This is a genomic window from Ornithinibacillus liuyingii (assembly GCF_055550225.1).
Map to the genome: position 1 here is coordinate 173944 of NZ_JBPWOS010000007.1, position 20595 is coordinate 194538.

Below are 20595 nucleotides of genomic sequence, written 5' to 3' on the forward strand. Positions count from 1 at the left end.
TTATGCTACAAAAGATTTATGACTGGATCGATGAGCGTATTGATATTACGCCAATCTGGCGGGATATTGCAGACCATGAAGTACCAGAACATGTTAACCCTGCCCATCATTTTTCTGCATTTGTATATTGTTTTGGTGGTTTAACATTCTTCGTGGTTGTTATTCAAATTTTATCAGGTATGTTCTTAACGATGTATTACGTACCAGATATTGAAAACGCTTGGAGATCTGTATATTACTTACAAACTGAAGTTGCACATGGTCAAATTGTACGTGGCATGCACCACTGGGGTGCTAGTGTCGTTATCGTAATGCTTTTATTACATACTTTAAGGGTGTTCTTCCAAGGAGCATATAAAAAACCTCGTGAATTAAACTGGATGGTAGGGGTACTTATCTTCTTTGTTATGCTAGGTTTAGGATTCACAGGATATCTATTACCTTGGGATAACAAAGCATACTTTGCTACACAAGTAGGATTAGAGATGGCCGAACAAGTACCACTCATAGGTGGCGATCTAAAAGCATTACTTGCGGGTGATGAAGAAATTGTAGGAGCTCAAACATTGACTCGTTTCTTTGCGATTCATGTATTCTTCCTACCAGCTGCATTATTTGCGCTTATGGGAGCTCACTTTATCTTAATCCGTAGACAAGGTATTTCTGGACCACTATAAAAAGGAGGGGAAGGCTATGCATAAGGGAAAAGGAATGAAATTTGTCGGAGATTCTCGTGTACCGGCAGAGCGTAAAGCATCACAAATACCTAAAGATTATTCTGAGTATCCTGGAAGAACAGAAGCTTTTTGGCCCAACTTCTTATTAAAAGAGTGGTTAGTAGGTGCAGTATTTTTAGTTGGATTTTTATGTCTTACATTAGCACATCCATCTCCACTAGAAGGAATGGCTGATCCAACGAATGCAGCATATATACCTTTACCAGACTGGTACTTCTTGTTCTTGTATGAATTACTTAAATATGAATTCGCTAGTGGACCGTATGTATTACTTGGTATGATTGGGTTACCTGGTCTTGCATTCGGAGCGCTCCTTCTAGCACCATTCTTAGATAATGGTCCTGGACGTAGACCACATCAACGGCCAATAGCTGTTATTATGATGTTACTTGCTTTAGTATCTGTAGTATGGTTAACATATACTTCTGCATCTCATGTTAATTGGGAAGAGCGTGCAGAAATGAATAAACCAATTCCACCAACTGAAGTTGAAATAGATACGTCACATGAGGGCTTTGCTGCTTATGAAACGAGCTGTTTACAGTGTCATGGTGATGCATTACAAGGTAGTTCTGCAGCACCAGCGCTTATTGGTACTGAACATACTGCAGAAGAAATTGCTACTATTGCAAAAGAAGGTATTGGTAGCATGCCTGCTAATATGTTTACTGGTACGGAAGAAGAGCTTGAACAATTGGTTGATTTTATAATTTCAGTCAATGAGCAGGCGGCAGAATAATCAATGTTAGAAAAGCACCTTTGCCAACATGGTAAAGGTGCTTTTCATTTTTTAAGGAGGAGAAGTATATTTACATGTTAAAAGCGATATTGCTAGATAAGCGCTTCCTTGTTCTATTATTTATCATTAATTTAATTGGCACAATCTATGGGTTTTATTGGTATCGCTCTCAGCTAGCAATTACACCAACAATTTTCCTTATATTTGTACCAGATAGTCCGACTGCAAGCCTATTCTTTACGATATTTTTGTTGTTTTTTATTTTTAGAAAGCATTTTCCTTTGATTGAAGCTTTGGCTATTATCACTTTGTTTAAATATGGAATCTGGGCTGTTGTGATGAACGTATTAACGTTGTGGCTAAATGGGGAATTAGCTCCTAGTGGTTATATGTTAATGGTATCTCATGCAGCCATGGCAATCCAAGGATTACTATATGCTCCCTATTACAAAATAAGGCTCATACATATTGTCATTGCAGCTATTTGGACTTTACATAATGATGTAATTGACTATGTATTTGGAATGATGCCAATTTATTCTACACTAACCGCGTATATGGATAAAATAGGCTATTTTACATTTTGGCTCAGTATTGTATCCATATGGATTGCTTACAAGTTAACCATTAAAGATAAGCCAAGCCTGTAAGTTATAACAGCTAATGGAATGTCATACATTTATAGAGATACTCATTGAAAAGGGTGATCTCTATGAAAAAGAAACGATCTATAAAAATCTTGATTTGGATTATCATAGGGATAGTTTTTTTTATTCTGATGGAATTGCTTTGGAGTGATGTTATACTTGCCAACATGAAAGAAGAAAAGAGAGAGGATAATCTTTTGCCCTTTTATTGGTTACTGCTAATTGTTGGCGGATCTATAGTATGTACATTATCTTATGTTAGTTGGAGAAAATATCATGGTGAGAAGAAGGATAAGCAGCATAGAGATAACGACAAATTAATTGACTAAATCTGACTATTTGACTAAAATTGACTATAGAGACACATTAACATAATGGAGGAATGTACCATGACTCTTGGAACCTATTTAATCTATATAGTACTTCTTATGATTATCCCACTTTGGGCACAATCAAAGGTAAAAAGTACGTATAATAAATACTCTAAAGTAGCTACATCATCTATGATGACAGGTGCTCAAGTGGCACGTAAAATTCTCAATGATAATGGACTTTATGATGTTGAAATTCATGAGACAAAAGGAACACTAACAGATCATTATGACCCAAGGAAAAAAGCTGTTTTTCTTTCAAGTGGTATTTATCACGGACAATCCATGGCTTCATCTGCTGTTGCTGCTCACGAAGTAGGACATGCCATTCAGGATGCAGAATCCTATGCATTTTTACGATTTAGAAGTGCTTTAGTACCGGTAGCAAACTTTGGCTCTAATATATCAATATTTTTAATCATTGCAGGTTTTATAATTGGTATGACAGAGCTTGCCGTGATTGGGGTTGTTTTCTTTGCTGCTGCGGTGTTATTCCAATTAGTAACATTACCGGTGGAATTCGATGCCTCTAATCGAGCAATGGCGCAGTTAGTATCTACTGGTGTCATTCGAAATAATGAGGAACGTGATACGAAGAAGGTATTAAATGCTGCTGCTATGACATATGTAGCTGCTGCATTAGTAGCAGTTGCGGAATTAATCCGTTTTATTTTAATGATTGTAGCAAGTAACCAAGATTAAACAATTCATTAGACAAATATAGGGAATAAAATTAAAAAATCCGGACCATGTTGACTATCATTAGAGTTCACATTCGTACGGATTTTTATTATAAATTGTTTGCTTTTTGTAAAAGGAAAGACTTTTTGCAGGGGGGAGCGTGTACATCATGCTCTCCCCTCTATTGGTTTTTCCGTTATCACAGGTTTTTCACTGTGTAATGCCACAGAGTAATATCCAATTATATCTTCGTTATACAACTAGATTCACTTAATCATTAATTGGATTTTTGTTTTCGTCTAATGTGAATCCTTCCCCCAAGACATCGTGGACAGTGCCGACTGCAACGAAGGCTTGCGGATCAATTGCATTAATAATGCTCTTTAATTTTACAATTTCATTCCTACCGACAACACAATATAATACATCTCTTTTTTCTCCTGTGAAGCTTCCACGTCCATCTAGAACGGTTACGCCACGGTCCATATCGTTCATGATTTTCTTTGCAATCACATCACTCTTAGAGGAGATAATAGTTGCTCCGCGAGCTGAGTAGGCACCTTCCTGTATGAAATCAATGACTCGTGCACCTACATATACAGCAACTAATGTATACATTCCTTGGTCAAGTTCAAGAATGGTAAAAATGGAGGTAACGATTACGACAAAGTCAAAAATAAACATGGTTTTCCCCATGCTCCAACCTATATATTTATGTACAATTCTTGCAATAATATCTACACCACCAGTAGTTCCTCCATATCGAAATACAATTCCTAGTCCTACTCCGATAAATACACCGGCAAATAACGCAACAAGAAACATATCTTGTTCTAAATGAATTTCATATTCATAAAGCTGGAAAATGCTTAAGAATAAAGAAACAGATAAAGTCCCAATGATTGTGTAAAAAAGTGTATTTCGACCGAGAAATTTCCAACCAATAAGGAGGATTGGAATGTTCAGAACGATATTCGTAATAGCTGGATCCCATTTGAAAGCGAAATATAAGATTAAGGTAATACCAGTAAAACCACCTTCACCAAGGTTATGCTGCATATTAAAGTGAACGATTCCAAAAGAAAAAATAGCAGCACCAATTAAGATGAAAAGGATATTTTTAATTTTTAAGCCGAAAATCATTGTTGCACCTCCATTTATAAAATGATACGATAGAACACTTTTTCTATTATAATCAATTTAAATGGTTAGAACAATGCTTTCCCGTGCTAAATAATTTGTCAAAAACTATCGGATTCGCTAACATTAAAGAAAATGCTACTCGAAAAGGGGCAGATTATTATTCGTACTTCAGATATTACTACAAAAGAAATGCAAAAAAGAGTTGATCAATACATTAGTCAATTTAAAGAGGGTTATTTTTCACCTTTAGCTTTAATGGCTAGATTAACGGAAGAGGTAGGAGAACTCGCTCGGGAAATGAATCATTATTACGGGGAGAAGCCGAAGAAATCTACTGAGAAAGAAAATACAGTGGAAGATGAATTAGGTGACATCTTATTCGTTATTGCATGTATGGCTAATTCATTAGATATTGACCTGTCGGACGCTTTTAACCGATCGATGACGAAATTCGAAACGAGAGATAAGGATAGATGGACGAAGAAGGAATTGCAACAGGAGGGGCGAGAATGAGGAAAAATATAGTTATTGCTGGTCCTCGTGGGCGTATGGGGTCTGAGGCAGTACAAATGGTATTAGCAGAGCCAAGCTTTAATCTAGTTGCTTGCATTGATCATAAAGCATCTTCTATATCATCACTAGCTGAGAAGGCTATTCCGGTATATCAAAATCCAGAGGAGTGCTTCTATGCAACGGAAGTAGATGTATTAATAGATCTTACGGTTGCTGAAGCAAGCTATCATCATATTCTTATCGCTTTACAGCAAAATATACGCTGTGTAGTGGGTACGACTGGATTTACCAACGAGCAGCTAGTAGAGATGAAACTAGTAGCAAAAGAGAATAAAACTGGCATAATTATCGCGCCCAACTTTGCAATAGGAGCTATACTTATGATGCATTTTTCCAAAATAGCAGCGAGATATTTTCCAGACATCGAAATTATCGAAAAACATCATAATCAAAAGGTTGATGCGCCATCTGGAACAGCAATAAAAACTGCTGAAATGATAAAAACGGTACGTGAGAGTAAAGCACAAGGCCACCCTGATGAAGTAGAGGTACTGAAAGGGGCAAGAGGAGCACAGGATGATGGCATCCACATACATAGTTTACGGTTACCAGGGCTCGTCGCACACCAGGAGGTTATTTTTGGAGGAGAGGGCCAAACATTAACGATTAAACATGATTCAATGAATAGAAAGTCCTTTATGGAAGGAATTAAATTATCCGTAAATCAGGTGTTTCACATTGACGAACTAGTCTATGGTTTGGAAAATGTCCTAGATTTGGATTAATAAATGGAGGTAGTTTATGAATATTGCATTAATAGCTCATGATAAGAAGAAACAAACCATTATTAATTTTGCTTTAGCTTACAAACACGTGTTAGAAAAGCATCAATTATTTGCAACAGGGACTACTGGAAAGTTAATTACCGAGGAAACGGGCTTAGCCATTCATCGTTTTCTATCTGGGCCATTAGGTGGCGATCAACAAATTGGAGCCATGATTGCGAATAATGAGATGGATATGGTTATATTCTTCCGTGATCCTTTAACCGCTCAGCCTCATGAACCAGATGTAAGTGCACTTATAAGGCTTTGTGATGTACATCAAATTCCACTTGCAACGAACATAAGTTCGGCTGAAATATTTATACATGGATTAGAGCATGGTAGTCTTGACTGGAGAAAGATAATGAAAGGGAAAAAGGAATATTGAAGATGAAAAAAATAGGAATAACCTGTTATCCATCAGTGGGTGGATCAGGTGTGATAGCTACAGAATTAGGGATGCTCCTTGCCGAGCAGGGGCATGAAATACATTTTATAACGTCTAGTCTACCTTTTCGTTTAAACCGAGTAATTCCCAATATTTATTATCATGAGGTAGAAGTTGGTCATTATCCAGTATTTCAATATCCTCCATATGACTTGGCTTTAGCTACCAAAATGGCTGAAGTGATTGATCGTGAAGAACTAGATATTCTACACGTTCATTATGCCATGCCACATGCAGTGTGTGCTATTTTAGCACGGGACATGGCTAAACGTGATGTGAAAATAGTTACAACATTACATGGAACAGATATAACGGTATTAGGGATTGATAATACATTTAAGCGGATGATTAAATATGGAATTGAAAATTCTGATGCTGTAACAGCAGTATCCAAGGATTTAGCTAATCAGACAAAACATATGATCGAAACAGATAAAGAAATTTCCGTGATTTACAATTTTGTTAACGAGGAAGAGTACTATAAGCGAGATTTAGAAGAAATTAAGGCACAATATGGTATACAGGAAGATGATAAGGTAATTATACATATTTCAAACTTTCGAAAAGTAAAGCGCCTAGAGGATACTGTCAACACATTTAAGCGAATAAGAGATGGTATGAAAGCGAAGTTACTGCTAGTCGGAGATGGTCCGGAATATACTAATACATTTAATCTGGTGACTAGATTAGGTATTCAGGATGATGTGTTATTCCTAGGCAAACAAAAAAATATAAGTGATTTATTATCGATAGCAGATTTGAATTTATTACTTTCAGAAAAAGAAAGTTTTGGATTAGTATTATTAGAAGCAATGGCTTGCGAAGTAGCTTGTATTGGTACGAATGTTGGTGGGATACCAGAGGTTATTGTTCACGATGAAACAGGATATATTGTGGAATTAGGCGACGTCGAAACAGCAGCTTACTATGCCAAGCAGTTACTAACTGATGAGTCATTACTAAAGCGTTTTTCTGAAACAGCTCTTGAACGTGTTCGGAATCATTTCCATTCATCTATTATATTAAACCAGTACATGGACTTATATCATAAATTATTATCGAATTAGTAAATAGAGGTGTTTAGGAATAATGAAGGAACTAACAGAGCCTTTTCGAGAAGCGTTAGCTATTATTGAAACGATAGAAGAAGCAGGTCACCAGGCATTTTTTGTTGGTGGCTGTGTTAGAGATTTTTTATTAAAACGACCAATTGGTGATGTTGATATTACAACCTCTGCAAAGCCTTTTGAGGTGCAGGCTATTTTTGATGAAGTAATCCCTGTAGGAATTCAGCATGGAACAGTCATCGTAAGACATCGTGGTATTTCGTATGAGGTAACTACCTTTCGAGTGGAAGGAGAGTACTCAGACCAGCGCCATCCTGATTCTGTACAATTTATTGATAAGATTGACGAGGATTTAGCGAGAAGAGACTTTACCATTAATGCCCTTGCCATGAACAAGCATGGTTATATAATTGATCTGTTTCATGGTCGAGAAGATATTGAGAAAGCATTAATTCGAGCTGTGGGCAATGGCCATGATCGATTTCAAGAAGATCCGCTTCGGATTCTACGAGCAATTCGCTTTTCCAGTCAACTAGGATTCCAAATAGAAGAAAACACTTTAAAAGCAATTATGGCTACGAGGCAATCGATAACGGGACTTGCTGTTGAGCGGATAACCGTGGAGTTACAGAAATTATTTGCTGGTAAGGATGTCAAGACCGCACTATCCTATATGGTAGAATTAAGGATAGACCAAGAGCTTCCAGTTCTGAAAGATTATCATCTAATTGCCAAGCTTGTCCCTATTATTCAACCATTGCATACATTAGCTGAAGTGCTCTGTCTCATTCATCAGATGGAGCCTGAATTAGACATAAGAATTATTGGCAAGGAATGGAAATGTTCTAATAAAATTCTAAGAGAAGCCTTCCAATTGAACCAAGCAGTTGATTATTATAAAGCTAACGGCTTGGATAATTGGTTAGTATATCAACTCCTACCAGATTATTACAACGCGTTCTATCGAATTACGGAGATTATGTTCCCAACTAAGATAGACAAGGACGAACTTTACAGATTAAAAAAACAATTAAACCTTACATCAAAAAAAGACCTAAATATCAATGGAAATGATATAATAAAATTATTTCCTGCTGTTCCAAAAGGACCCTGGATTCAGGACAAACTGGTAAAACTAGAAAGGTTAGTTGTTCTAGGAGAATTACAAAACAACAATATGATATTAAAGGATTGGCTAAAATGGAATCCACCCGAGCAAAAATAATTAATTTATTATCCAGTAACCAGGATAGCTATATATCTGGACAAGAGATTTCAAATCAGCTCCAAATTTCTCGCAGTGCAATTTGGAAGCATATTAAGGAATTAGAAAAAGATGGCTATGTTATCGAGGGGATTCGAAACAGAGGCTATCGAATTCTTCAATCACCAAATAAAGTAAGTGAAAATACCGTACAATGGGGATTAAACACAAACTGGTTAGGCAAATCAATTATTCATAAGGAATCCACTACCTCTACCCAGCATATTGCGCATGATTTGGCTACGAATCATGCAGATCATGGGACAGTCGTTATTGCAGATGAACAAACTGCTGGTAAGGGAAGATTAAGCCGTGCATGGTATAGCTCGAAGAACAAAGGGATATGGATGAGTATTATTCTAAGGCCATCTATCCCACCATATTTAGCTCCTCAATTGACCTTACTCACGGCAACCGTATTAGCCGACGTATTGAAGAAAGAATTGAAGCTTAATCCAAAAATTAAATGGCCAAATGATATTTTATTACAGGATAAAAAAACTTCAGGTATTCTAACGGAGATGCAAGCAGAACAAGACCGTATCCAATATGTGGTTATTGGAATCGGAATTAATGTGAATCACGAACCGGATGACCTTGCTGAAGATATTCAATCGAAAGCAACATCTTTAAAGATAGAAACTGGTAAGTCATGGAATATGACAGAATTAATTCAACAAATCTTACTATACTTCGAAAAGACGTATGAAGATTTCCTCGATAAAGGATTTTCGGTAATTAAGGAAAAGTGGGAAAGCTATGGTTATCGAATCGGAGAGGTTACTAGCATTAAGACGTTTCATGATGTTCAAAGAGCAGTATTAACAGGAATTGCCGAGGACGGGGCATTATTAGCGAAGTATGAGGATGGCACGATTAAGAAGGTATATTCCGGAGAAATTGATTGGTTTGGTAATACATAAGGAATGGTAGGGGAGGTGTCTCTTAGGTAGGTTATCCTTTTAACCTGAGATACCTCTTCAACTTGTGATGAAGAAAAAAAGGAATAAAGTTTAAACGATACAATGAAGTACATTATATTAAATGACACATAAAGGTGGTGAGGGAATGAATCGATTTGTTGTCTTGGATTTAGAAACAACAGGAAATTCTAGTGCAAACCAAGATAAAATTATCGAAGTGGGTATCGTTGTAATAGAAGATGATCGAATTACGGATGAATTTTCAACGATGTTGTACCCAGAAAAATCGATACCACCCTTTATTACGAAGTTAACGGGAATTAAAGATGAAGATGTAAAAGATGCACCATCTTTTACAGAAATGGCGGATACGATAACGACCTTACTAGAAAACAGCTACCTAATCGCTCATAATGTTCCATTTGATATGGGATTCTTAAATTCAGAACTAACGTCTATTGGTAAACCTAGATTACGAAATCCTGTACTGGATACGGTGGAATTAACTAGAATACTGTTTCCACAGGCACCTGGCTTTAAGTTAGGGCAGTTGGCGGATTATTTAAAGATTAAACATGATAATCCTCATCGTGCCTTATCAGATGCTTATGTAACAGCAAAGCTTTTCCTTATCTTAAAGGAAAAGATATCTACCTTACCATATGAAACATTACAGCATCTTTTAAAAATCGAAAAATCATTAAAGTCCGATTTATATGACATTCTAAACAAACAAATGGAACTAGTTGCCTTTGAGACTGAGGAAACGGATTATATTAGTTATAAGGGACTTGCTTTTCTTAATAATACCCCTAAGAAGCGTGAAAAGGTAATGATCGCGACTTCCTATGGCGAGTATTTAGATTCTATCTATGAAGAGAACGGTTCGATGGAATCAGCGATTAAACAGTACGAAAAACGAGATGGACAACGAATCATGTCTGAGGACATTTATGATTCATTCCAGGGAAAAAAACACGCTCTAATTGAAGCGGAGACCGGTACAGGAAAGTCATTAGCATATTTGATACCAGCTATTTATGAAGCGGTAAAAACAAATAAAAAAATCGTAATTAGTACGTATACGACACAGCTTCAATCACAGCTATTAGAAAAAGAAATTCCTTTAGTAAAAAAGCTAATATCATTTCCATTTAAAGTGGCGTTATTAAAAGGAAAGCAGCATTATCTTAGTATTGAAAAATTCATTCATGAATTGTATTCCGCTGAGCAGGATAATTATGATATTGCCTTAACGAAAGCAATGATTCTCGTCTGGTTATTGGAAACCGAAACAGGTGATATAGATGAATTACACTTGCCTTCCCATGGCCAACTATTTTATAGACGAATCTCTGCTGATACGGAAGGACAAGCGGATCCTTCTTCACCATGGTTTAAATATTCCTACTACCAGAAAGCACGGAGAAAAGCACAATTAGCAGATATTATTATTACGAATCATGCATTATTATGTACCGATATATTTAATGAGTATCAGTTTTTACCAAAATACGATAAAGTTATCATTGATGAGGCACATCACTTAGAGGAGACCGCTTCAAAACACTATGGTTTAAAGCTTGATTATGTTAATATGCAACATGTAATCAACCAAATCGGAACCTTTGGAGAAGGGAAATGGATAGATAAGCTTGCCACTAATCATGTACAGATCAAAGAAGCCGTTTCCTCTGAACGCTGGAATGATTTGGTAAGCTTAACCAAGTATGAATTAGACGATTTATTCCGTTCAATATTTCAATATGTGTTACACCTAGAGGGAACGAAGAAGGTCTTAAGTGATGTCGGCCGAATTCAGTATCGGTATGAAGAAAGAAAAGAGAAAGAAGCGAGATGGAATCCAATTATAGAGATGGCTACAAGGGTTATCTTTTACATTCGGGATTTAATCCATTACCTTACTATCATAAGCCAACAATTGACTGATAAAGAAGCAAAGGATGAAACAGAGCATCGTATTGAATTACTTCAATCCTTTATTGATGGGATAGAACAATTATTCTTACTTGATAATGATTCTGTTGCCGTGAAATGGATAGAAATTGAAGCATATGGTGCTAAAAATGCGGTTTATTTATATAGTGAACCAGTTAATGTATCCTCTGTGCTTCAAGAACAATTTTTTGCTGTAAAAGAAAGTGTTATTTTAACCAGTGCTACTTTAACGATGAAAAATTCGTTTAGTTTCATTCAAAAACGGCTAGGAATACCAAATAATCGGCTTTATTCGAAAAAATTACCCTCACCTTTTTCTTATGAAGATCAAGTACGTGTGATGGTACCGAACGATTTTCCAGAGTGGAATTATAGTAATTCGGACGATTTTGTTATGGCAACTTGTGAGGCTATCCTATCCCTTGCAGAAATCACCAGTGGTAGGATGCTGGTACTATTCACATCGTATGATATGCTTAAAAAATCGTATTATTTAATTAAAGAATCCATGGAAAATGAAAAGTTTGTACTCATTGCCCAAGGTATTTCAAGTGGTAGTAGAGAAAGATTAAAAAAGAACTTCCAAACATTTGATCAATCAATCCTACTAGGAACAAGTTCATTTTGGGAGGGTGTCGATATTCCAGGTGATGATCTATCGTGTTTAATGATAGTAAGATTGCCATTTCAACCTCCTAATCACCCTGTATATGAGGCAAAAGCGCAAGATATGAAGAAAACTGGTGGAAATGCATTTTATGATTTAGCACTTCCAAATGCCGTTATCCGTTTTAGACAAGGGTTCGGAAGGCTTATTCGTTCTAATAATGATAGAGGGATTGTATTTGTGTGTGATGCGAGAATGATTAGATCGTCTTATGGAAAGTATTTCACAGAATCCATTCCAAAAGTACCGATTGCCTTTGATTCAACAACCGAGTTAATGAAAAAAGCAAGAGAATGGTTTTAACCATTAATTTTCAATACGGTATGGTATCACGTTGTTCTTCATTCTGTAATACTGTTTTGACATAAAAAAACTGATGCGGGGTGCATCAGTTCAATGAGATGGTATGGAGTTTAGAAGTTTTTTGGTTGAAATAAATAAAATCAAAACAAAAATCGGGAAATGCTTGGTATAATGGATGTGTTTCATCTTATTTAAGTTCAACGTAATTATAGTATTAGCAGCATATAAGCAACTATGATTAGTAATAATTGATAAGAATAGAAGCAATTTGATAGGTATAGGAATTTGGAGGGTAAATGATATGGGAAGAAACAAAAGGAATCAGCCAAGTATTAGAAATTTGAAGGTAGTAACAAACGTAGGTAACGTATGCGAAGAAATAATATAAATGCCCCCTCCTGGACAAAATGGGTTATATTCGCATTGATCATTGTTGTTGTTGCTATTCTTATCTTTTTATCGGTTTTATATAACAATATAGAAAAAAGTAAAACGAATGGGTTTGAAAATGCTGAAAAACGAGTAATCGAGGAAACAGAAGTAATAGAAGTAGTGGAAACGATGCGATACCACGGGGATACACTCCATTATATCGTCACTGGTACTACTGAAGATAATGGAAGTTTAATGGTGTTTGTTCCTGATGATGAAGAGGATAAATTAACCACCATTAATGAGGATGAGATTATTCCAGTTGAATCCATTCGTCAAAGTTGGCAACAAACATGTACAAATTGTGTGTTCATTAAAATTGTTCCGGCAATTACCGATCATAATCCATTATGGGAGATTACCTACTACGATGAAGCGGGACGATATGTGATGGATTATGTGTCTATGTTTGATGGCTCAAAGTATGAAGAATTTCGCTTTAAAAAAATGTTCGATTAAGTGAGGGAATTGCAAAATGGAGATTGCAAACAGAGTAAAAACATTAACCCCATCGTCAACCCTAGCTATTACAGGAAAGGCGAGGGAATTAAAAAATAATGGTTTTGACGTTATAGGACTTGGTGCAGGTGAACCAGATTTTAATACACCAGCATATATTATTCAAGCTGCAAAAGATGCAATGGATCAAGGCATGACGAAGTACACACCTGCTGGTGGTATTAATGAATTAAAGCAAGCTATTATGAAGAAGTTAAAACAGGATAACGAGCTTGATTATCAAATGAATGAGATCATTGTAACTTCAGGTGCTAAGCATGCTTTATATACGCTTTTTCAAGTGATTTTAAATGAAGGTGATGAAGTAATTGTTCCAGCGCCGTACTGGGTAAGCTATCCAGAACAAATTAAACTAGCTGGCGGGAAACCCGTTATTGTAGATGGCTTGGAAGAAAATGATTTTAAAATTACACCAGAACAATTGGAAGCAGCAATATCGGATCGTGCAAAAGCCGTCATTATAAATTCTCCTAGTAATCCAACAGGGATGATGTATAGTGAAGATGAGCTAAAAGCGTTAGGAGAAATCTGCTTAAAGCATAATATTGTTATCATTTCTGATGAAATTTATGAAAAATTAATCTACACAGAAGATAAGCATGTATCTATTGCACAACTTTCTTCTGCATTAAAAGCGCAGACCATCGTGATTAATGGCCTATCGAAATCACATGCGATGACTGGATGGAGAATCGGCTATGCTGCAGGTCCAGAAGTAATTATAAAGGCAATGACTAATTTAGCATCGCATTCAACATCTAATCCAACTTCAATTACACAATATGCTTCGTTAGCAGCATATCAAGCAAAAGAGGATCCAACTATTGAAATGCGTAAAGTGTTTGCAGAAAGACTCGATGCGTTATATGATTTAATCGTTACTATTCCTGGTGTGACCTGTAAAAAGCCTCAGGGAGCATTCTATTTATTTCCAAATGTATCCGGGTCTGCTAAATTAAATGGCTTTGATTCTGTGGATGACTGGGTAACAGCATTACTGGAAGAGGAAAAGGTTGCTGTAGTACCTGGTTCAGGCTTTGGAGCACCTAATTACATGCGTTTATCTTATGCAATCGAAATAGAGCAATTAATTGAAGCTGCTCATCGAATTAAACGATTTGTAGAAAAACATCAATAATAGATATTCACATGACGAAGCAAATTTTTTACTAATGGAGGTTATTTCGTTGAAAACAACAATCGCACAAGTACCCAAACATGAGGGGAAATCAGTAACAATCGGAGCATGGCTTGCTAATAAGCGCTCTAGTGGTAAAATTGCATTCTTACAATTACGTGATGGCACAGGCTTTATGCAAGCTGTTGTTGCCAAAAGTGATGTTAGTGAAGAAACATTTCAGCTTGCAAAAAGCTTAACACAGGAATCTTCTATTTATGTTACTGGTACTATTGTAGAAGATACTCGCTCCCCATTTGGTTATGAAATGCAAGTTTCGGATATTGAATTAATTCATGAGTCTGTTGATTATCCTATCACACCGAAAGAGCATGGAACAGAATTTTTAATGGATCATCGCCATCTATGGTTACGATCTAAAAGACAACATGCTGTAATGAAAATAAGAAATGAAATTATTCGTTCTACATATGAATTCTTTAATGATAACGGATATATCAAGATTGACCCGCCAATCTTAACAGGATCCTCTGCAGAGGGAACAACGGAATTATTCCATACCAAATACTTTGATGAAGATGCATACCTATCTCAAAGTGGACAATTATATATGGAAGCTGCAGCAATGGCCTTTGGAAAAGTATTCTCATTCGGACCAACTTTCCGTGCAGAGAAGTCTAAAACTCGTCGTCATTTGATTGAATTCTGGATGATTGAACCAGAAATGGCATTTGTAGACCATGAAGAAAGCCTAGTAATCCAAGAAAATTATGTTAGCCATATCGTTCAATCTGTATTGCAAAACTGTAAATTAGAGTTAGATATTCTTGAGAGAGATACTTCGAAGCTTGAAAAAGTTAAAGCTCCATTCCCACGGATTTCTTATGATGATGCGATTGCATTATTAAAGGAAAAGGGCTTTACAGATATTGAGTGGGGTGAGGATTTCGGTGCACCTCATGAGACTGCAATTGCAGAAAGCTTTGATAAACCTGTATTTATTACGAATTATCCAGCAGAAATTAAAGCATTTTATATGAAACCAGATCCAAATCGTGAGGAAGTTGTTCTTTGCGCAGATTTAATTGCTCCAGAAGGATACGGTGAAATTATAGGTGGATCGCAGCGAATTGATGATTTAGAGCTAATGAAAAAACGTTATGAAGACCATGGTTTAACAGGGCCAGCTTACAAATGGTACTTGGAATTAAGACAATACGGAAGTGTACCACACTCTGGATTCGGTTTAGGTTTAGAGCGTACGGTTGCTTGGCTTTCAGGAGTAGAGCATGTTCGTGAAACAATTCCATTCCCAAGATTGTTAAATCGTTTGTACCCATAAAAAACTAAATGTGGCTGTTCCAATTAGGGACAGCCACATTTATATGTACATCCAATTCATGCTATACTTAATATGAGGTGCACTATATGAAAAAAAACATGTTGATTCAAGATATTATGAATAATCAAATAAGCATACCGAGTGAATTATTGCTCTCTTATAAAACGTTAGGGCTTAATGAGACCGATTTAACCGTTATATTACACATCCATCGATTTATTTTACAGGGCAACGATTTTCCTACTATACATGAAATATCGGATTATTTGACTGTGGACGATAATGAATGCTCGAAGATTCTCCGCAAGCTAATTCAACGGAATCTCTTGAAGATTGAGCGTTCAGAGAACAGTCAAAATCAGTTAAGCGAATCCTATTCACTTGAGCCATTATGGGAAAAATTATACCAGCCTGTAAAGGAAGAGAAGAAAGACAATGATGATGGCACATTATTTATTTTGTTTGAACAGGAATTTGGTAGGCCACTTTCACCATTTGAAATAGAGACGATTAATGTTTGGTTGGATGAGGACAAGATCTCACCAGCATTGATTAAGGCTGCACTTCGAGAGTCTGTGTTGATGGCTAAGTTAAACTTTAAATATATGGACCGAATTCTTAGAGAATGGCAAAAGAAAGGGATTCATACCGTTGAACAAGCTCGTCAGGCCTCCAAGCGATTCCATGATAATCAGACCACCAAACAAAGTAATGTAAATAATTCAAAAAGAGATACATCATTTTATTATAATTGGCTAGAGGGAGAGGACTAATGTTAAACAAGAAACAAATTCGATTCTGTTTAGACGAAATAGGTAAGATGTTTCCAGATGCAGAATGTGAGTTAACCCATAGTAATCCATTTGAGCTTGTAATAGCAGTCTTATTATCAGCGCAATGTACAGATGCACTAGTAAACAAAGTTACAAAGGATCTGTTTCAAAAGTATAAAACACCTGAGGATTATTTAGCCGTACCACTTGAAGAACTACAGCATGACATCCGGTCTATCGGATTGTATCGTAATAAGGCAAAAAACATTCAGAAGCTTTGCACTGTATTACTTGAGGAATATAGTGGGGAAGTACCAAGGTCAAAAGATGAGCTAGTAAAATTAGCAGGGGTTGGTCGAAAAACGGCTAATGTCGTTGCATCTGTTGCCTTTGGTGAACCGGCTATTGCTGTAGACACACATGTAGAGCGGGTTTCCAAACGATTAGGTATCTGCCGCTGGAAGGATTCCGTCATTGAAGTAGAGGAAACGTTAATGAAAAAGGTACCGAAGGATGAATGGAGTGTTACCCATCATCGGTTAATCTTTTTTGGACGTTACCATTGCAAGGCGAAAAATCCGAATTGTCCAGAATGTCCCTTATTAGAAGTATGTAGAGAAGGCCAAAAGAGAATGAAAAAGCGAGAATCAATTTAAAAAAGCTGTCACGATAAACTGTGACAGCTTTTTTAGTTAAATCAACTATTCTTCTCCATTGTCTTCATCGCCCTGATTGTCAGAATTAGGGTTAGATGCTTCATCTGCTTCATCTTCTGGATCTGGATTAGTATCATCATTTCCAGGAATTTCAACAGAAGTACTACGGGTTTCCCCTCGGGATCCTTCATTAGCTCCTCTTTGGCCAATCGCTGTTACATGTATGGTGTAAACTTGACCAGGAGTAAAGTTTCCACTAATTTCAATTCCTTTAGATTCTACCATCTGGGTACCACCTTGTGCGCCTTCCACTACAACTTCGAAAGCAGCGGGTGGTCCATCATAGCCCCAATTTACATCGATAATGGATGTTGCTGGATCATATACAGCAGTAAGACCACTTACAGCATTGATAGGAGTATTCTCTTCCTCTTCTTCCTCATTATCTAGCTGAATCTTAACAGATTGTGGTTCACTGCGAATTTGGTCATTATCTTTACTTTTTACTACAACTTGAATCGTATATTCAGCACCAGGTGTTACTTGGCTGATTTCTAATTGTTTCTCTTCCGTAGAGGAGAGGACTTGCATGTCTCCACCGTTTACACTAGCTGAGACTTCAAAGTTAACTTCTTCATCAGAATCATAATTCCAAGTGACTAAAATAGAATTATTATCTTCTTTGTATTCCGCTTTTAATCCTTTAACTGGATCAAGCATATCAAATCGCTCGGATGTCTTTTTAGGCTCTGTACCCTTCACAAATAACTCCGTAACAATTTCAGAGCTAGGTGTATATTCACTAGGTAGGGCAGCAGGATTTGATCCTTTTTCTACTTTTACTTCTACGACCGAATCAGGTTTTACAAAATCAGCTGTCTCAACATTCTCGTGTACTTTTGTCATAAGCTGTTTAAATAGATTATGTGCTACCCATTTTTCATCATTCATTGTGCGGTTAGACTCGTCATATCCGACCCATATTGCAGTTGTATAGTTCGTAGTGTAACCTGCAATCCATGAGTCCTTTGTACCTTCCACATCTTTTAAGTTGGTAGTACCTGTTTTAGCTGCAATAGGTAAACCTGAAATTCGAGCCGGTCCACCAGAAGAACCTTGTGCTAAGGCAGTTTTTAGCATGTCAGAGATCATATAAGCTGTATAATCAGACATGGCAACTTCTGGTTCTGGCGCTAGGTTAATTGTTCGATCATCTGGGTACACTACTTTCGAAACGGCAAAAGGCTCGTATCGTATACCTTCATTACCAAATGCTTGGTAAGCTCCTGCTAATTGTAGTGGGTTAACATTGGTATCGGCGCCACCAATTGCATCCGTTAATTGTGGGCGACCATTTGCAAATTCAATCCCCAGGTTATTAGCAAATTTTTGCGAGTTATCATAGCCAACTTCTTCTAATACTTTTACTGCTGGAACATTGAGTGATTCTTGTAAAGCATATCGAGCGGTCATCCAGCCTTGATATGCTCTGTTCCAATTTCGGATTGCTTGGTCCGTTCCTGCAATTTCGTATGGCTTATCATCATTAATTTGATGATAAGTAGACATTTTATTGTATTCAATGGCTGGGCCATAAGCTACGATAGGCTTAAAGGTAGAACCAGCTTGGCTACCACCTTGAATTGCATAGTTCCAGCCATTCTGATAATTGCGGTCCCCACCAATTGCACGAATTGCTCCCGTTTTTGTATCAAGTAACACTAGTCCAGCATGTAAGTCCTCGTTAGGGAAGGCAACTGGATTATTTTCTGAATCTGATAATAATAGATCTACATAGTCTTGAGCGTTCTTATCTAAGGTGGTGTGAATTTGTAGACCATCAGAATAAATATCGGCACCATCTAATTTTTCGTGTACTTCTTTTTCTACTTGCTGAAGGAAGGCATCGTATGGATTCGATACTTCTTTCTTTTCAACTAGTAGGGAAGGGATATCCACTTTCATTGCTTCGTCAGCTTCTTCTTGTGTTATTTTGTCATGACGAACCATTAGTTTTAGTACAGTTTCCATTCTTTCTTTCGTTAGATCCGGATTTTTAAATGGATCATAAGCAGACGGTCTTTGCGGTAGCCCTGCTAAAATAGCTGCTTCTGCTACGGTTAGCTCATGTAAATCGGTTTTTCCAAAATAAGTTTCGGCAGCTTTAGCCACACCATAAGCACCAGATCCATAATAGATTTTATTTAAATACATCTCTAAAATCTGTTCTTTCGAATAATCTTTTTCTAGCTGTAAGGCGAGCCATTGTTCTTGTACTTTAAGTTTGATTTCTTTATCTGGTGTTAAGAAAGATTTTTCTACTACTTGCTGTGTAATGGTACTTGCACCTTCAGAACCAAATCCGTGGCGGATGTTTGCTATAATAGCACCACCAATCCTTCTTAAGTCGATCCCAGAATGATCAAAAAATCTAGCATCCTCAGTCGCGGTCACGGCATCGATTAGTATATCAGGTAAGTCGTCATACGAGATTTTTGTCCGTTTATATTCTCCAAGATCGGCGATGATTTCACCATTCATATCATAGACCTTTGAAGAAAGTGGATCTGATAATTTTGATGCATCAATTTCTGGTGCTGTGGCAATATAATAAGTAAATAAACCAGCTACACCTATGCCGATTGCAAGAAAAATAATAAGTAATGCTAATAATATCTTTTTCCATAATGGTTTCTTTTTTGATTTTTTTTGTTTTCTTCGCGCAGTGCGAGTTTGGCTATTTTCTGCCATTTCTCACTACCTCCAATCTAAAAATAAAGTTGATCAATAATCGAAAGGTAATCAACTCTAGTTTGGTATTTAAAAGGAATGAAGTGTCCTCTTTGCTTAATTTGCGTGTATGGTATTGATTTTCTACCATCGGCTTCCTTTTCATACCAAAAGGCTAATAATTCTTTTGCTTCTAACAGATATGTTTCATCGTGATGTGCAAATCGGATAATCATAAAACATATGCCGCCGTGTTTAATAATTGATTCCATATGATGAATCTGATGTTCATGCACATTGGCTAGCGGAAATGAATGTTTATTTTTCGTTTCTTTTGCCTCAAAGTCTACGTAATGATTTCGGTATAATCCGTTATAATCAGTTGTTGATGCTTGCTTGAAATACGCTTCAGTAATGACAGCTGCACTACGCTTAGGATAGTTAACTTTTACGATTTGAATGGGTGTGGGTTTCTTGTGAATGATAGCAAGATCCATGTCCAAATAATATTGATTCGTTTGGTTAATATCCTCTTCCAGTGTCATACCTCTATTTGAGAATGTTTGATTCGTCGTTTTACTTTTTATATTGGATAGTGACCGTTTTCCATTTGGATAATTCACGGCTTTCCCCCCTAGCATAAACAGTATCATATCAGAAAAACTCCTGCATTGTAACTTTAAAGTTAAAAATAGATCAAAATATCACATATAGGGCAG

20 protein-coding genes are annotated in these 20595 nt (G+C 36.7%); 17 read left to right on the forward strand and 3 right to left on the reverse strand.

Features of this window, described 5'->3' with window-relative positions; genetic code table 11:
- Positions 1-2: 2 nt before the first annotated feature.
- The 5 genes from qcrB to ACSKT4_RS11430 all read left to right on the forward strand — a co-directional run bounded on the left by qcrB (position 3) and on the right by ACSKT4_RS11430 (position 3196).
- Positions 3-677: a menaquinol-cytochrome c reductase cytochrome b subunit gene (qcrB, locus tag ACSKT4_RS11410; protein ID WP_186869778.1), complete on the forward strand. Its 675-nt coding sequence runs from the start codon at positions 3-5 to the stop codon at positions 675-677.
- 16 nt (positions 678-693) lie between these two features.
- Entirely contained in the window at positions 694-1476 is a 783-nt protein-coding gene (locus ACSKT4_RS11415) for a menaquinol-cytochrome c reductase cytochrome b/c subunit (RefSeq protein WP_186869777.1), read from the forward strand.
- Positions 1477-1550: 74 nt separating this feature from the next.
- On the forward strand, positions 1551-2126 hold the full coding sequence (gene lhaT, locus ACSKT4_RS11420) for a lipoprotein heptaprenylglyceryl N-acetyltransferase LhaT (RefSeq protein WP_186869776.1): 576 nt from the start codon (positions 1551-1553) through the stop codon (positions 2124-2126).
- Positions 2127-2254: 128 nt separating this feature from the next.
- The gene (locus ACSKT4_RS11425) at positions 2255-2452 is read left to right on the forward strand and encodes a sporulation protein YpjB (protein WP_186869775.1); all 198 of its coding nucleotides are present in this window, start codon (positions 2255-2257) and stop codon (positions 2450-2452) included.
- Positions 2453-2512: 60 nt separating this feature from the next.
- Positions 2513-3196, forward strand: a complete 684-nt coding sequence (locus ACSKT4_RS11430; RefSeq protein WP_186869774.1) for a zinc metallopeptidase — start codon at positions 2513-2515, stop codon at positions 3194-3196.
- Between the two features lie 249 nt (positions 3197-3445).
- On the opposite strand, the gene ACSKT4_RS11435 is transcribed toward ACSKT4_RS11430, so the two are convergent.
- Positions 3446-4318, reverse strand: coding sequence for a YitT family protein (locus ACSKT4_RS11435; RefSeq protein ID WP_211741345.1), 873 nt, complete (start codon positions 4316-4318; stop codon positions 3446-3448).
- 132 nt (positions 4319-4450) lie between these two features.
- On the opposite strand from ACSKT4_RS11435, the gene ACSKT4_RS11440 reads away from it, so the two are divergent.
- From ACSKT4_RS11440 to nth, 12 genes are all read left to right on the forward strand, one after another.
- On the forward strand, positions 4451-4831 hold the full coding sequence (locus ACSKT4_RS11440) for a nucleotide pyrophosphohydrolase (RefSeq protein WP_186869772.1): 381 nt from the start codon (positions 4451-4453) through the stop codon (positions 4829-4831).
- Positions 4828-5616, forward strand: coding sequence for a 4-hydroxy-tetrahydrodipicolinate reductase (dapB, locus tag ACSKT4_RS11445; RefSeq protein WP_186869771.1), 789 nt, complete (start codon positions 4828-4830; stop codon positions 5614-5616). Before ACSKT4_RS11440 ends, dapB begins: the two co-directional genes overlap by 4 nt.
- Positions 5617-5632: 16 nt before the next feature.
- A complete protein-coding gene (mgsA, locus tag ACSKT4_RS11450) occupies positions 5633-6043 on the forward strand; it encodes a methylglyoxal synthase (RefSeq protein ID WP_186869770.1) in 411 nt (136 codons plus the stop codon).
- A 2-nt stretch (positions 6044-6045) separates the two neighbouring features.
- Positions 6046-7170: an N-acetyl-alpha-D-glucosaminyl L-malate synthase BshA gene (gene bshA / locus ACSKT4_RS11455; RefSeq protein WP_186869769.1), complete on the forward strand. Its 1125-nt coding sequence runs from the start codon at positions 6046-6048 to the stop codon at positions 7168-7170.
- A 22-nt stretch (positions 7171-7192) separates the two neighbouring features.
- Positions 7193-8395 (forward strand): CCA tRNA nucleotidyltransferase, encoded by a 1203-nt coding sequence (locus ACSKT4_RS11460; protein WP_186869768.1) that lies wholly within the window; start codon positions 7193-7195, stop codon positions 8393-8395.
- Positions 8371-9357, forward strand: a complete 987-nt coding sequence (locus ACSKT4_RS11465; RefSeq protein ID WP_186869767.1) for a biotin--[acetyl-CoA-carboxylase] ligase — start codon at positions 8371-8373, stop codon at positions 9355-9357. The genes ACSKT4_RS11460 and ACSKT4_RS11465 overlap by 25 nt, the downstream gene beginning before the upstream one ends.
- 145 nt (positions 9358-9502) lie before the next feature.
- Positions 9503-12286, forward strand: a complete 2784-nt coding sequence (gene dinG, locus ACSKT4_RS11470; protein WP_186869766.1) for an ATP-dependent DNA helicase DinG — start codon at positions 9503-9505, stop codon at positions 12284-12286.
- 369 nt (positions 12287-12655) lie between these two features.
- Positions 12656-13177 carry a cell wall elongation regulator TseB-like domain-containing protein gene (locus tag ACSKT4_RS11475; RefSeq protein ID WP_186869765.1) on the forward strand — a complete coding sequence of 174 codons (522 nt, stop codon included), beginning with the start codon at positions 12656-12658 and terminating at the stop codon, positions 13175-13177.
- 16 nt (positions 13178-13193) lie between these two features.
- Positions 13194-14375, forward strand: coding sequence for a pyridoxal phosphate-dependent aminotransferase (locus ACSKT4_RS11480; RefSeq protein ID WP_465823417.1), 1182 nt, complete (start codon positions 13194-13196; stop codon positions 14373-14375).
- 49 nt (positions 14376-14424) lie between these two features.
- A complete protein-coding gene (gene asnS / locus ACSKT4_RS11485; RefSeq protein ID WP_186869763.1) occupies positions 14425-15717 on the forward strand; it encodes an asparagine--tRNA ligase in 1293 nt (430 codons plus the stop codon).
- Positions 15718-15803: 86 nt separating this feature from the next.
- Positions 15804-16490 (forward strand): DnaD domain-containing protein, encoded by a 687-nt coding sequence (locus ACSKT4_RS11490; RefSeq protein ID WP_186869762.1) that lies wholly within the window; start codon positions 15804-15806, stop codon positions 16488-16490.
- Complete coding sequence (gene nth / locus ACSKT4_RS11495; protein ID WP_186869761.1) at positions 16490-17146, forward strand: endonuclease III; 657 nt, start codon at positions 16490-16492, stop codon at positions 17144-17146. Before ACSKT4_RS11490 ends, nth begins: the two co-directional genes overlap by 1 nt.
- A 45-nt stretch (positions 17147-17191) precedes the next feature.
- On the opposite strand, the gene ACSKT4_RS11500 is transcribed toward nth, so the two are convergent.
- Positions 17192-19897 (reverse strand): transglycosylase domain-containing protein, encoded by a 2706-nt coding sequence (locus tag ACSKT4_RS11500; protein WP_465823419.1) that lies wholly within the window; start codon positions 19895-19897, stop codon positions 17192-17194.
- 17 nt (positions 19898-19914) lie between these two features.
- The gene (gene recU, locus ACSKT4_RS11505; protein WP_186869759.1) at positions 19915-20499 is read right to left on the reverse strand and encodes a Holliday junction resolvase RecU; all 585 of its coding nucleotides are present in this window, start codon (positions 20497-20499) and stop codon (positions 19915-19917) included.
- Positions 20500-20595: the final 96 nt, after the last annotated feature.